The sequence below is a fragment of the Paenibacillus suaedae genome, assembly GCF_032337355.1.
Classification (GTDB): Bacteria; Bacillota; Bacilli; order Paenibacillales; family Paenibacillaceae; genus Paenibacillus_B; species Paenibacillus_B suaedae.
Window position 1 is genome coordinate 1581433 of record NZ_JAVYAA010000001.1, and the last position, 14431, is coordinate 1595863.

At 47.9% G+C, this 14431-nt stretch carries 16 protein-coding genes; all 16 read left to right on the forward strand.

Annotation, left to right across the window (positions count from 1 at the left end; translation table 11 throughout):
- The first annotated feature begins 188 nt into the window (after window positions 1–188).
- The 16 genes from accB (at window position 189) to recN (ending at window position 14388) form a co-directional block, all read left to right on the forward strand.
- Window positions 189–689 carry an acetyl-CoA carboxylase biotin carboxyl carrier protein gene (accB, locus tag RQP50_RS06990; protein WP_028533131.1) on the forward strand — a complete coding sequence of 167 codons (501 nt, stop codon included), beginning with the start codon at window positions 189–191 and terminating at the stop codon, window positions 687–689.
- 48 nt (window positions 690–737) lie between these two features.
- Window positions 738–2081, forward strand: coding sequence for an acetyl-CoA carboxylase biotin carboxylase subunit (accC, locus tag RQP50_RS06995; RefSeq protein WP_021252983.1), 1344 nt, complete (start codon window positions 738–740; stop codon window positions 2079–2081).
- A 106-nt stretch (window positions 2082–2187) separates the two neighbouring features.
- On the forward strand, window positions 2188–2598 hold the full coding sequence (locus RQP50_RS07000; protein WP_021252982.1) for an Asp23/Gls24 family envelope stress response protein: 411 nt from the start codon (window positions 2188–2190) through the stop codon (window positions 2596–2598).
- A gap of 67 nt (window positions 2599–2665) precedes the next feature.
- On the forward strand, window positions 2666–3205 hold the full coding sequence (gene amaP / locus RQP50_RS07005) for an alkaline shock response membrane anchor protein AmaP (protein WP_072727892.1): 540 nt from the start codon (window positions 2666–2668) through the stop codon (window positions 3203–3205).
- 15 nt (window positions 3206–3220) lie between these two features.
- On the forward strand, window positions 3221–3451 hold the full coding sequence (locus tag RQP50_RS07010) for a DUF2273 domain-containing protein (RefSeq protein WP_021252980.1): 231 nt from the start codon (window positions 3221–3223) through the stop codon (window positions 3449–3451).
- A gap of 230 nt (window positions 3452–3681) precedes the next feature.
- On the forward strand, window positions 3682–4158 hold the full coding sequence (gene nusB, locus RQP50_RS07015) for a transcription antitermination factor NusB (protein ID WP_072727893.1): 477 nt from the start codon (window positions 3682–3684) through the stop codon (window positions 4156–4158).
- A gap of 53 nt (window positions 4159–4211) precedes the next feature.
- On the forward strand, window positions 4212–5081 hold the full coding sequence (folD, locus tag RQP50_RS07020; protein ID WP_021261775.1) for a bifunctional methylenetetrahydrofolate dehydrogenase/methenyltetrahydrofolate cyclohydrolase FolD: 870 nt from the start codon (window positions 4212–4214) through the stop codon (window positions 5079–5081).
- A 42-nt stretch (window positions 5082–5123) separates the two neighbouring features.
- Window positions 5124–6479: an exodeoxyribonuclease VII large subunit gene (gene xseA, locus RQP50_RS07025; RefSeq protein WP_072727894.1), complete on the forward strand. Its 1356-nt coding sequence runs from the start codon at window positions 5124–5126 to the stop codon at window positions 6477–6479.
- A gap of 5 nt (window positions 6480–6484) precedes the next feature.
- Window positions 6485–6745 carry an exodeoxyribonuclease VII small subunit gene (xseB, locus tag RQP50_RS07030; RefSeq protein ID WP_072727895.1) on the forward strand — a complete coding sequence of 87 codons (261 nt, stop codon included), beginning with the start codon at window positions 6485–6487 and terminating at the stop codon, window positions 6743–6745.
- Window positions 6711–7652, forward strand: a complete 942-nt coding sequence (locus RQP50_RS07035; protein ID WP_072727896.1) for a polyprenyl synthetase family protein — start codon at window positions 6711–6713, stop codon at window positions 7650–7652. Before xseB ends, RQP50_RS07035 begins: the two co-directional genes overlap by 35 nt.
- Window positions 7653–8100: 448 nt before the next feature.
- Window positions 8101–8745, forward strand: a complete 645-nt coding sequence (locus tag RQP50_RS07040) for a hypothetical protein (RefSeq protein ID WP_394358352.1) — start codon at window positions 8101–8103, stop codon at window positions 8743–8745.
- Window positions 8709–10610 carry a 1-deoxy-D-xylulose-5-phosphate synthase gene (dxs, locus tag RQP50_RS07045; RefSeq protein WP_072727897.1) on the forward strand — a complete coding sequence of 634 codons (1902 nt, stop codon included), beginning with the start codon at window positions 8709–8711 and terminating at the stop codon, window positions 10608–10610. The genes RQP50_RS07040 and dxs overlap by 37 nt, the downstream gene beginning before the upstream one ends.
- 45 nt (window positions 10611–10655) lie before the next feature.
- Window positions 10656–11483: a TlyA family RNA methyltransferase gene (locus RQP50_RS07050; RefSeq protein WP_065293212.1), complete on the forward strand. Its 828-nt coding sequence runs from the start codon at window positions 10656–10658 to the stop codon at window positions 11481–11483.
- Between the two features lie 130 nt (window positions 11484–11613).
- On the forward strand, window positions 11614–12069 hold the full coding sequence (locus RQP50_RS07055) for a hypothetical protein (RefSeq protein WP_021252971.1): 456 nt from the start codon (window positions 11614–11616) through the stop codon (window positions 12067–12069).
- A 120-nt stretch (window positions 12070–12189) separates the two neighbouring features.
- Entirely contained in the window at window positions 12190–12639 is a 450-nt protein-coding gene (ahrC, locus tag RQP50_RS07060) for a transcriptional regulator AhrC/ArgR (protein WP_005546729.1), read from the forward strand.
- Window positions 12640–12663: 24 nt separating this feature from the next.
- Window positions 12664–14388, forward strand: a complete 1725-nt coding sequence (gene recN / locus RQP50_RS07065) for a DNA repair protein RecN (protein ID WP_065293214.1) — start codon at window positions 12664–12666, stop codon at window positions 14386–14388.
- The last annotated feature ends 43 nt before the right edge of the window (window positions 14389–14431 follow it).

Sequence of the window (14431 nt, forward strand, 5' to 3'; positions counted from 1 at the left end):
ATGCAGCTTAACAGCTACTTGTGCGCACTGCTGAACAGATTCGGTATTATATTCTGCATAGACAGCATGCGCTGAGCGTCCTTGCGGATCTCTGTTGCGGAATACCGCTCCCTTTTTGGACATGTATTTGCAGTATGAAACTACCTTGCTATAAGAGACTTATCAATTGTCACGAGGAGTGAAACATGTTGTTCAAGATTGGCGAAATCAAAGAACTGATCAAGCTGTTGGACCAAACTTCCGTGCAGGAATTGGAAATCGAGAACGAAGGTTATCGTCTTTCCATTCGCAAGCCCGGCAAGACTGAAGTCATTAGTGTTCAGCCAGCACCTGCACAGCCTACATATACCCCGGTTCCAACTGTACCTGCACAGCCAGCAGCTGCAGTTGAGACAGCTCCTGCACAGCCAGCAGTAGATGTTGTTGCCGACACGAAGGAGCAGGCGGGATTGCATAAGATTGTGTCTCCGATGGTAGGTACATTCTATCGTGCTTCTTCACCAGACACGCCTCCATTTGTGAATACGGGAGATAAAATTAACGAGAAATCGGTCGTATGTATTTTGGAAGCGATGAAGCTGATGAATGAACTCTTAGCTGAAGTCAAAGGCGAAATTGTTGAGATTCTTGTAGAAAATGGCCAGTTGGTTGAGTTCGGCCAGCCTTTATTCTTGGTGAAGCTGGATTAGTGGATGCTATCATCCCGAACAGATGTAAAGCCAAGGAGGTTTAAAACATTGAAATTTCAGAAGATTCTAATTGCTAACCGTGGTGAAATCGCTGTTCGTATCATTCGTGCTTGCCGAGAACTTGGAATTGCAACGGTTGCAGTCTACTCGGAAGCCGATCGTGATTCACTTCATGTACGACTTGCAGATGAAGCGTACTGTATTGGCCCTACATCTTCCAAGGACAGTTACTTGAACTTTACGAATATAATGAGTGTTGCTACATTGACAGAATGTGATGCAGTACATCCTGGCTATGGTTTTTTGGCGGAGAATGCTGACTTTGCTGATATTTGCGAGTCATGCGGCATTACATTCATTGGTCCTTCTTCCGATGCGATTGAGCGTATGGGAGACAAGGCTGTAGCGAAGCAGACGATGAAGGATGCAGGAGTTCCTGTCATTCCTGGTTCCGACGGTCTCGTTGAGAATATCGAAGAAGCTCTTATGATCGCACGCGATATCGGTTATCCTGTCATCATTAAGGCAACTGCCGGCGGCGGTGGCAAAGGGATCCGAATTGCGGATGATGAAGAGATGCTGGTCAAGCAAATTACGACAGCACAACAGGAAGCGGAGAGAGCCTTCGGTAATGCCGGCGTTTATTTGGAGAAGTATTTGACGGGCATGAAGCATGTTGAAATCCAAATTATCGCAGACAAGCATGGTAATGCAGCTTATCTAGGCGAACGTGACTGCTCCGTGCAGCGCAGACGTCAGAAGCTGGTTGAGGAAGCTCCTTGTCCAGTGCTGACGCCAGATATTCGTATGAAGATGGGCGAGGCAGCTGTACGCGCAGCACTCGCTGTTGACTACTCGGGTGCAGGTACTTTGGAGTTTCTGTTCGGTCCAGACGGCAATTTCTACTTCATGGAGATGAATACTCGTATTCAGGTTGAACATCCTGTTACCGAGATGATAACTGGAATTGACCTTATTCAAGAGATGATCCATGTAGCGGAAGGCAATCCATTATCGTTCCGACAAGAGGATGTTCAGCTTAATGGATGGGCGATTGAGTGCCGTGTTAACGCAGAAGACCCTGATCGCAACTTTATGCCTTCCGCAGGGCAAATTCAATTCTATTTGCCTCCGGGAGGAGCGGGTGTACGTGTGGATAGCGCAGCATATCCAGGTTGTGTGATTTCTCCACACTATGATTCCATGATTGCGAAGCTGATCGTGTGGGCTCCTACTCGCGAACAAGCGATTGAACGTATGAAGCGTGCACTTGCGGAGTTCGCGATAGAAGGTATTCATACAACAATTCCGTTCCATCAACGGTTGCTGCGGCATCCGAAGTTCGAGCAAGGGGATTTCGATATTAAGTTCCTGGAAGAGCATGAAGTCTAGAACGTCATCATGAGTAATTTGTCATAAAAATAGACAAATGCTATAGTTATGATTATGACGGACAAGAACTGCCTCTTTTCAAAAAATAATGAGGAGTGTGTAACGGATGAATCAGACGATTATTCCGGAATTTGAGCGTACTGATCTTGGCAATATTCAGATTGCTCCTGACGTGATTGCAGTGATCGCTGGTCTAGCTACTATTGAAGTAGAAGGTGTAGCGGGTATGAGCGGTGGCTTTGCAGGCGGTATTGCTGAATTACTTGGCCGTAAGAACTTGTCCAAAGGCGTTAAGGTTGAAGTTGGACAACGTGAAGCTGCAGTAGATGTGAACATCATCGTAGAATATGGTCGTCGCATTCCTGTGATTGCTGATGAGATTCAGCAGAACGTAAAGCGCTCCATTGAGATGATGACAGGTCTTCATGTTGTTGAAGTGAACGTGCATGTGCATGACGTGCATTTTAAATCGCAAGAGAAACCGGAAGAAACGGAAGTATCTACGCGAGTGAAATAATGATGGCAGTAAACCCCCTCCTGGTGGCAGGGGGTTTACTGCCATTCCATGAGGAGGATCGTCAAGCGTGAGCAGAATTGTAGACAGACTGTTGTTGTTTGTGTATAGTTTGGTCATTGGTTCGTTATCGGTAGCAGCCATTTTAGCTGCACTAGGCTTCATTCCCGAGCGGCTTGATCCAACTCAGCCTCTATGGCTGCAAACAACAGTAATATCGGTTGCGGCCGTTATTTTATTGCTTAGCGTCCGCTTCGTTTACGTTTCTATCCGTCGTGAGCGGAAGTCAATGTCATCGATTGATCAACGCACCGATATTGGTGATATTAAGATATCGATAGAAACGATCGAGAACGTAGCGTTGAAGGCAGCGTCGCGCGTCCGTGGTGTTAAGGACTTAAAGGCACGAATCCGCACCAATGAATCAGGGCTCGATATCACGATTCGCACCGTTGTGGACGGGGAGACGGCGATACAAAGCATGACGGAGGATGTTCAACGCCAGGTTCGCGATTATGTGCAGGAAATTACCGGAATACCGGTTTCTTACGTTTCGGTATACGTTGCAAATATTGTGCAGACGCAAACCTTTAAAGCGCGCGTTGAATAGGTGGTGAGCTGTCCGATGTGGAAGGAAATATGGGAGAGTCACGGCGGACGTCTACTTGGCGTCACGGCGGGCATTTTTTTTGGCATCTTGTATCTAATTGTTGGTTTTTGGGATATGCTATTTTTTGCACTTCTTGTATTCATCGGATTTGCAATCGGCAGACAGCGGGATCTGAAATTAGGCCCCTTGTTCCCATTTCAGCGAATTGGAATGTGGATGTCTGAACGTTGGAGAAGGTTGAAGTAGTCCTATGGACGCTCCGAACGACTGCTTGACCGCCGGTTCTGGCCGACGGAAGGGAATCGGGGAGCTTCATAGGATTTTTTTCACAAATAAATCGTAAGTAGATGCATCGAAGTGCTTAAGATCGTAGTAACGTTGGCAATTGCCTTAATGAACAGTAGAGTGCATGCGCTAGTGAATTGAAGGAATACGAATTCGACATGTCGGATGCTTTACATGCAGGAGGATAAATCATGAAAAGACGCATCGCCAGAGAAATGGCTATTCAAAGTTTGTATCAGCTTGAAATGACAGAGGTAACGCCACATCAGGCTGTTGCTATGATTGTGCAAGAATCTGCACAAGACAATGAAATAGGTGTTAAGCATGAGCATGCGGAAGCCATGCATGCTCATGTATTGGAATGGGTACGAGCTACATGGGAGCATCACGTTGAGATCGACGAGTTTCTGGCACGTTATTTGAAAGGGTGGCACGTTGAGCGTTTGTCCAGAGTGGATAGACAGATCCTTCGTCTGGCTACGTACGAAATGAAATATCGCGATGATGTCCCTCCTAAAGTAGCGATCAATGAGGCCATCAATTTGGCGAAGCACTTTGGTACGGACGAGTCCGGAAAATTCGTCAATGGAGTTCTAGGGCAGATGATGCGTGATATGGACGGAGCTTCTACTACGGAAGCTGCAAAGGAAGAGACAACAGAAGAATAGAAGTAAGTTCAGCTTGGATGACAATGTCGAGTATTCGGATGGAGGCGCAGAGAATGATAACAGCAACTTTATTGGATGGTAAGGCATTATCTCGTACAATTCGTGAGGAGATTACGGCGGAGACCGCTGGGCTGAAGGACAAAGGGATACAGCCAGGGCTGGCTGTCGTTCTCGTTGGTGAAGACGCTGCTTCGCAAGTATATGTGAACAGCAAGCATAAGACATGCTTGGAGCTGGGCTTCAATTCGGAAGTACATCGTCTTCCGGCAAATACGTCTCAGGAAGAGCTGCTGGCTCTTGTTCATCGCTTGAATGAAGAACCTTCCATTCACGGAATTCTTGTGCAGCTTCCGCTGCCGAAGCATATTGATGAGAAGGCTGTCATCGATGCAATTGCCGTTGAGAAGGATGTGGATGGATTCCATCCTGTCAGTGTCGGTAATATGGTCATCGGGGATGACTCTTTATTGCCTTGTACGCCAGCAGGCATTATGGAAATGCTGAAACGCAACCAGATTGACGTTGCTGGCAAGCACGCTGTTGTTATTGGGCGAAGCAACATTGTAGGCAAACCAATATCTCTCCTTCTCCAACGTGAGAATGCAACAGTTACGATGTGCCATTCTCGGACTGTCAATATGAAGGAGATTACAAAACAGGCAGACATTTTGGTTGTTGCGATTGGTCGCGCTAACTTCGTGGATCGTTCTTATATTAAGCCAGGTGCAGTCATTATCGATGTGGGCATGAACCGCCTTGAGAACGGTAAGCTGGCTGGAGATGTTGACTTTGAGGACGTGAAGGAAATTTGCGGCCCGATTACACCTGTACCAGGCGGTGTAGGACCAATGACAATTACAATGCTCATGTTCAATACACTCAAGGCCGCCAAACGAATACATCACATTGCGCACAACGAATAGTTGTGCGCTGTCTGTCATTGGGAACGAAAGGGGGCAGACAATGTGTCCGACGATGCACGAATATTATCAATTAAAGAAGTGAACCGCTACATCCGCATGAAGATGGAAGGCGATCCGAGGCTTCAGGATGTATGGCTTCGTGGAGAAATATCGAACTTCACACATCATTCAAGCGGGCATATGTATTTCACATTGAAGGATTCTGATAGCCGTATACGTACGATTATGTTTGCTTCGCACAATCAAAAGCTGGCTTTTCGTCCGAAGGAAGGAACGAAGGTCATTGCTCGCGGCAATATTACGGTGTATGAACGGGATGGTCAATACCAGTTCTATGCGCTGCATATGCAGCCTGATGGAATTGGAAGTCTGTTCATGGCCTTCGAACAGTTGAAGGAGAGATTGAACGCGGAGGGATTGTTCGGGCAGGAACGCAAGCGAAGTATCCCGCGTTATCCTGCTGCAATCGGCGTCATTACTTCGCCGACAGGTGCTGCTGTACGGGATATCCTCATTACGCTGCGCCGCCGTCAGCCCGGTGTTGCGGTATTGCTATACCCCGTATTAGTACAAGGAACACAAGCGGCAGGATCGATTGCTCAGGCGATCGAGGCGATGAACCGCAGCGGCGAGGTGGACGTGCTGATTGTGGGCCGCGGCGGAGGATCGCTAGAAGAACTATGGGCATTCAATGAAGAAGTGGTTGCGCGAGCAATCGCTGCATCGACGATCCCGATCATCTCAGCGGTTGGACATGAGACTGACTTTACGATTTCGGACTTCGTAGCCGATCTTCGAGCTCCTACACCTACGGCAGCGGCCGAATTAGCGGTCGCGAACAGGGAAGAGCTCAGGCAGCATCTTACACATGTAAATCGCAGGCTGCAATCGGCAATGAATCGTCTCTTGAATCAGAACCAGGAACGGTTGCTTCGGGCACAGCAATCTGCCGTGTTCCGCAAGCCTGAACAGTTAATGATGAAGCATGCGGATAAGGTTGCGCGCCTGCAGGAGCAGTTAACGTACCGGTTGCAGTTGATCCAAGGCCAATCTTCACAGCGATGGAAGGAACTGCGTGGTCGATTGCGTGAACAGACGCCAGTACATCAAGTGCGTGCTGCACGCAAGCGGTTGGATGGCAATCAGCATCAACTCGTTCAGTCGATGGCTGCTATCACGAAGCAGAAGCGGATGGAGGCAGCTGGGATGATTAGACAGCTGGACGCGCTTAGCCCACTTAAGATTATGTCAAGAGGGTATAGTCTTGTGTATGATGAACAGGAGGCGAAGCTGATCCGCTCGATCGAAGAAGTGCAGCTTGGAGACGTAGTGCGGGTGAAATTATCGGATGGCCAATTGGATTGTCATGTATGGTCGATGAAAGGAGAGCGTGAATAACTCTCATGGAAAATAAAGAGACTATTAAACAATTAAGCTTCGAGGCGGCGATGGATAAGTTGGAAGAGATCGTTGCCAAACTAGAAAGCGGAGACGCTCCTCTTGAACAATCAATTGAGTTGTTCCAAGAAGGAATGATGCTCTCTAAGCTTTGTTCAGAGAAGCTGGAACAAGTTGAACGCAAGATAGAGATGGTAACCGAGCAGAACGGCGAATGGAAGCGTCAGCCGTATGCAACAGAGGAGACGGGTGATTCGATTGATTAATTATCAATCGGCCGGAGTATTTGCCGATTATGTGAAGCAGCAGGCAACTCGGATTGAATCGATACTGCCGAAGATGCTGGACAGCAAGCGCAATACTCCTGAGCCGCTAACACAATCGATGCATTATTCGTTAATGGCAGGCGGCAAGCGGCTGCGGCCAGTATGTGTGTTAATGGCCTGTGATAGCTTAGGGGGCAACACACGAGCAGCGGAGCCGGTTGCATGTGCCATCGAGATGATTCATACGTACTCATTGGTACATGATGATCTGCCTGCAATGGACAATGATGATCTACGCCGTGGCAAGCCGACCAATCATAAAATCTATGGTGAGGCCATGGCAATTCTCGCTGGAGACGGTCTGTTGACGCAGGCTTTCCACTGTATTGTGCAGAGCACACGCCAGCATGGTGTTGCAGCTGAGGTATCCTTGTCTATTGTAGAGGAATTGGCAGAGTATGCAGGGATGAACGGGATGGTCGGCGGGCAGGCTGCTGACATGCTCGGTGAGCAAGGGATTACGACGTTGGATCAGCTGGAATACATCCATCTGCATAAGACAAGTGATCTTATTGTATGCTCCCTTCGCGCAGGCGGGCGGATTGGTGGCGCATCGGAACAGCAGCTGCAAGCGCTGACGACCTATGGTTATAAGCTTGGGCTCGCCTTTCAAATTCAAGATGATATTTTGGATGTCATCGGAGATGAAGCCATGCTGGGTAAGCCGAAGGGAAGCGATGAGAAGAGCGGGAAGGTTACTTATCCGTACTTCATCGGCCTTGAAGAATCGAAACAGGAAGTGGAACGCTTGACTGAGGAAGCGAAGGCTGCAATTGCGAATGCAGGGTTCCAAAAACCTGAGCTATTGGTTGGCATGGCAGATTATTTGATGAAGCGAGACCATTAATTGGCGAGTATTTAGGCACTGTTTATGATATAATAGGCCTTGCGTAGAGTGGTGCAGTATTCTAGTCGGCCTACCAACGCTGAAGGCGGGCCTAAAAATTCGCTAAAGGGCACGGCCAAAGAACGCATGAATCGTATGCCGTATGAAATCTGGCTTGCAAAAGAGGCTAGGGGTTGGTTCAGGGCTGCCCGAGGAAAACTCCTAGACTGTTCACTGGCGTGAAGCTTCTTAAGGATTATAGTGTGGACTAAGTGGTAATTCAGTCTGGCGATTGGCGACAACGTCAAGGCGCTCTTAATTGGAAACGGCCTGCTCGGCGACGAGGAGGCGAGCATCTGGGAAAACCTACTTGACCTAAGCCACAGCGTTTACTTTAGAAGTTGCCACTCTTAACTTTACGTAACTGATCAGACAGTTCTAACACATAAAGGATGGAACATCACATACAATGAAATTCTCTTTCAAACATTCCGTTCGGTGGAGCGTATTTATTTTCATCGTCACATTTGCTCTAGCTGCTATTTTTTCCGTCGTATCGACTTCGATGCTGGAGGGAGTAGGCTGGGGCATCGGGATGGTGATCGTGCTCCTACTCGTGCTCATCGGAGTGTTTTTTGATATGATGGGGTTATCTGCAGCGGCAGCGAAGGAGACACCTTTTCACGCCATGGCTTCTGAGAAGGTTGCTGGCGCGAAGCAGGCGATCGCAATCGTTCGTAACGCAGACCGATTCTCCAATTTCTGTAATGACGTGATCGGCGATATGACTGGAGTAATCAGTGGGTCGGCCACAGCAATAGTCGTTACGAACTTGTTATATTCGATGGATGCTGACTCCGCAGTAATGAAGACGGTAACGAGCGTTGTCTTCACAGGACTCGTATCAGCATTGACGGTTGGCGGGAAGGCACTCGGAAAATCCTTTGCTATTTATTACGCCACTCCGATCGTCCTGCTAATTGGGAAGTGTTTCTACGTGTTGGAGACGAAGTTCAATATTTCATTCTTCACCGTTGAAACGCAGCAAATCGAAACAACGAAAGCGAGGGAAATCCCGTGCTGCTCGAACAGATTAATCAACCTAGCGACTTGAAGCAGTTGCCTAAGGAGCAACTGGAGCCGCTAGCGGCCGAAATTCGTCAATTCTTAATTGAAAAGCTGGCAGTGACCGGAGGTCATCTAGCATCTAACTTGGGGATTGTTGAGCTAACGCTTGCCCTGCATTATTACTATGACAGCCCGAAGGACAAAATGTTATACGACGTTGGCCATCAAGCCTACGTTCACAAAATATTAACAGGACGCAAGGATCAGTTCGATACATTGCGCCAATATAAAGGTTTATGCGGCTTTGTGAAGCGTGCAGAGAGCGAACACGATGTATGGGAAGCCGGACACAGCAGTACGTCTTTGTCCGCCGCAATGGGGATGGCATTGTCCCGTGACCTGCAAGGTCAGGATAATCGGGTAGTCGCAATCATTGGAGACGGTGCGCTCACAGGCGGTATGGCGCTGGAAGCATTGAACCATATCGGGCATGAAAAGCGCAAGTTGATGGTTGTGCTGAATGACAACGAAATGTCCATTGCGCCAAATGTAGGAGCATTACATAATTATTTGTGTAAAATTCGCTCTGACCGCAACTATAAAAAAGCCAAAGAAGAAGTTGAACAGCTGCTCAAAAAAATTCCGGCTATTGGCGGTAAGCTGGCTAAAACGGCAGAACGCGTGAAGGACGGACTGAAATACCTAGTCGTCTCCGGCATGCTGTTCGAAGAATTCGGCTTGAAATATTTTGGCCCTGTAGACGGTCATGATATTGATAAGCTCCTGGACATTTTCCAGCAGGCAGACCGTATCGATGGACCGGTTCTCGTCCATGTTGTAACCCGCAAAGGGAAAGGATATTCACCAGCTGAAGCCGATTCCCATAAATGGCATGGAGCAACACCTTATAAGATTGAATCCGGCCAGCCCCTTAAATCAGTGGGCACGCCGAATTACACCGATATCTTCAGTGATGTGCTCATTGAGCTCGCTGAGCAAGACGAGCGAATCGTGGCAGTAACACCTGCAATGCCAGGCGGATCAGGACTCTTGAAGTTCGAGAAGCTGTATCCGAACCGGATGATTGATGTAGGTATCGCAGAGCAGCATGCAGCAACGATGTGCGCTGCTATGGCTATGGAAGGAATGAAGCCTGTATTTGCGGTATATTCAACCTTCCTGCAGCGAGCGTACGATCAGGTTGTACATGATATTTGCCGTCAACAAGCTAATGTCATCTTTGCAATTGACCGAGCGGGCTTCGTAGGCCCAGATGGGGAGACGCATCAAGGGGTATATGATATACCATTCTTGCGTCATATCCCTAATATGGTCATTATGATGCCGAAGGACGAGAATGAGCTTCGTCATATGATGAAGACGGCTGTTGATTATGACGCAGGCCCGATTGCCGTTCGCTATCCGCGTAATGCGGTTGTAGGGGTACCAATGGACACCGAATTGAGCCCGATTCCAATAGGAACGTGGGAAACCGTTCGGAATGGAGATTCAGCGGCTGTGCTGGCTATCGGTCCGATGGTGCAGGTTGCAGAGGAAGCAGCAGAGTTGTTGCGAAAAGAAGGCATTCGTATTCGAGTGATTAATGCGAGATTTGTTAAGCCGCTTGATGACGAGATGCTGCATCAGCTAGGGAAGGATCGCATTCCGGTAATCGTGTTGGAAGAAAGCTCGGCAATCGGAGGTTTAGGTAGTGCTGTACTGGAATGGTATGCTAACCATGGCGTTTACGATATGAGAGTGAAGCCAATTGGGGTTCCTGATTGCTTCGTCGAACATGGTAGCATTAAGGAACAGCGGAATGAAGTTGGCTTAACGCCTGAACGGGTTGTGAAAGAAGTTCATTCGATGTTATTCGCAACAGGCGGCAATAATCGGTTGACTCGGGCTTAATTATGTTCGCATTGATGAATGAATGGAATGAGACGGGAGTACAGAATGTCTATACCGAAGGAACGAATTGATGTCCTGCTCGTCGAGCAGGGGTATTATACGAGTAGAGAGAAGGCCAAGGCTGCCATTATGGCAGGCCTTGTGCTTGCAAATGCGGAACGAATTGAAAAGGCTGGCATGAAAGTACCGCGTGATGCTGCAATTACCGTGAAGGGAGCGGTTCATCCTTATGTGAGCCGCGGCGGACTTAAGCTGGAGAAGGCGATCCAGCAATTCGGATTGAACATGCAGGACGCTGTAATGCTTGATATTGGAGCATCTACTGGGGGATTTACCGATTGCGCATTGCAAAATGGTGCACAGAAGGTGTATGCGGTAGATGTCGGCTACAACCAGCTTGACTGGTCTTTGCGCAATGATGATCGGGTAATCGTCATGGAGAGAACGAATTTCCGATATACGGAGCCAGGGGATTTAGTAGGACCGGTACCGGATACAGCTTCTATTGATGTTTCTTTTATTTCCTTGAAACTGATCCTACCACCACTTGCGCGATTGCTGGCTAAGCCTGGACGGGTAGTTGCACTGATTAAGCCTCAATTCGAAGCAGGGCGTGAGAAGGTTGGCAAATCGGGAATTGTTCGTGAAGCAAGTACACATGAGCAGGTGTTGAGAGAGATTCTTGATTTTGCTGCCTCGATCGGTTTCCAATTGGAAGGGTTAACGTACTCTCCAATAACGGGCGGAGAGGGAAATATTGAATTTCTAGCGTACTGGAATGTGCCTGAACTTACGGAAGAAGAAGTGCCGCATGTATCACGCGATCTGATCGCTGACATCGTGAGGGAGGCACATACTACGTTCCGATCCTAGCTGGCAATGGAACATGCTGTAGAAGAAACTCATCCGGGACAAGCATCCGTCGGATGAGTTTCTTTTGCACCATAGCACGTATCTAATCAAATCTATATGCGCATAGGCTGCGAACCAGGGGTGAATTTCGATGGGTGATCGTTGGATCATGGGATTGATCGGAATTGGTTTGGCTGTATGGATTGGATATGCAATACGACATTATATGCGAACACCTGAAGCGATGGAGAATGTGTGCTTATCCGAGAGATATCCGCAGGATGATGAGATTGTCGCATTGCTTGAGTCAGCGGGTTACGAGATCATTGGCGGCAAGTATTTTGTGCCAATTCAGATTCAGATGAACGGAGAAGAGCTAGAGTCCACGAAATTGTGGATTGATATGGTCGTCAAACGGGGCGAACAATGGTATATTGTTCGTATCGTACGCGAACGGATGCAGCTCGATTGGAGCGCCAGTGCGATTCGCAGACATTGGGGAGCTTACTTCGCGGCATATCCTGAATGTGATGGGCTGCTTGTCGTTGATATGGCAGAGCGGCGAATTCGCATGCTTCATATGGAGTTTGGGGAAGCAGAAGCTTGACCCTTGCAAGATTAGGCGTAGGTATGAAAGAATGGCAAGCGAACAATGCAATATGAAAGTTATCGCAATAAGCAAATAATAAGTCATGGAATTATGGTGTAGACAGTATGGAGGGCATGCATGAAAGGACAACGACATATTAAAATCCGAGAAATCGTAATGAATAACGATATTGAGACGCAAGACGAGCTGGTGGATTCATTGCGCAATGCAGGGTTCCATGTTACTCAAGCAACTGTATCTCGGGATATGAAAGAATTGCATCTCATTAAGGTGCCAATGGACAATGGCCGATATAAATATTCACTCCCAATCGATCAGCGCTTCAATCCTGCACAGAAGTTAAAGCGGTCACTTCTTGATAACTTCGTCAGTGTAGACAGCGCTGAGAACTTAGTAGTCATGAAGTGTCTACCAGGTACAGCAAATGCGATCGCTGTATTGATGGACTCGATTGAATGGCCTGAAATTATGGGCACGGTATGCGGTGATGATACAATCTTGATCATTTGCCGTACCAAAGAATTGAGTCAGAGTGTTGTTGATCAAGTGATGAGTTACATTTCATAAGTGTTCTTCCGGGAGGGGTTCTTCTTGCTAGTAGCTATATCTATCCGCAATTTGGCGGTTATTGAATCGGTACAGCTGCGGTTTCACCGTGGATTTCATGTCTTAACGGGGGAAACGGGCGCGGGCAAGTCGATCATTATTGATGCGTTAGGTCTTATCGGAGGAGCAAGGGGATCAGCAGATTTTGTTCGATATGGCTGTGATCGCGCGGAAGTCGAGGCTTCGTTCGATCTTGCCATTGATCATCCGGTATGGGAGGCGCTTTCCCGCTTAGGGATTCAGGGAAGCAGTGAAGAGCTCCTCATTATTCGCAGGGAATTGACCGCGCAGGGCAAGAGCATGTGCCGGATCAATGGTCAAATGGTTACGTTGACGATGCTGCGCGAAATCGGTGAGCTGCTCATAAATATTCATGGGCAGCATGAGCACCAATCCCTGCTCAAGGTTGAGCGTCACTTGGACTGGCTCGATGCTTATGGCGGGGAAGAGGTTGCTGTACTTAAGCGGAAATATCGTGATGATTACGGATGCTTCATGGCGCTGCAGCATGAATTGAATCAATTGAAGGAAACGAGTCAACAAGCCTACCAGATGCTTGATCTGTACCGGTTCCAGATTGAGGAGCTGCGCAATGCACAGTTGAAAATTGGCGAGGATGAATCATTAACGGAAGAAAAGCGCAAACTAGCCAATGCGGAGCAGCTTATGGATCATGTAAATGTATCTTATGAACGCTTGTATGGCCAAGGTGCAATGGATTCCGTTAGTGTCGCAATTTCCAAACTTGAAGATGTGCTCATGTACGACACAGTTAAGTTTCAGCCTATAATTGAGCAAATGCAAAATGCGTATTATCAACTGGAAGATGCGGCTTACCAGCTCCGCGATTACCGTGAGAATATCGAGTTCAATCCGGAACGCCTTGAACAAATTGAGGATCGACTGGATCAGCTGACTTCATTGAAGCGCAAGTATGGCTCAACTGTTGAGGAGATGCTTGAATATTTAGCCAAGATTGAAGATGAAGCTGACAAGCTGGAACATAAGGATGAACGCATATTGAAGCTCGAAGCAGAGACACAAGAACGTCTGGGTAAGCTCGCTAAGCGAGCGCAAGCCCTGAGTGATGCTCGCCGAGAGTTATCACTGGAATTGACGAAGCGAATTGAAGCGGAACTGCAGCATCTTCATATGGAACGTACTCGGCTCGATGTCCGTTTGGATCGATTGCAGGATGGACAAGGCGGGCATGAGGTCGACGGTGTATCTGTTCGCTTCACGAAGAACGGATGGGATGATGCAGAGTTCCTTATTTCACCGAACCCTGGAGAACCATTGCGTCCGCTCCATAAGATCGCATCTGGCGGTGAGCTGTCACGTATCATGCTTGCCATGAAGACAATCTTTGCCGAAGTTGATCGAATCCCAGTGCTCGTATTTGACGAAGTGGATACTGGCGTAAGTGGCCGGGCCGCTCAAGCCATTGCTGAGAAGCTTGCTGAAGTGTCTCGGAGTGGACAAGTATTCGCTATTACTCATCTTCCACAGGTTGCTTGCATGGCTGACCACCAATACTACATCGAGAAGCAGGTTCGAGATGAACGGACTTCTACTCAGGTACATGAATTGGAGGATGAAGGCCGTATTATCGAGCTTGCTCGCATGCTAGGCGGGGTGGAAGTAACGGAAGCGACTATGCATCATGCACAAGAAATGCTTGAATTGGCTGAACGTCAAAAAGGTGCGTAATTCTAAGGGATTTAGGAATCATTTTCACTTATAAAACGTAGGG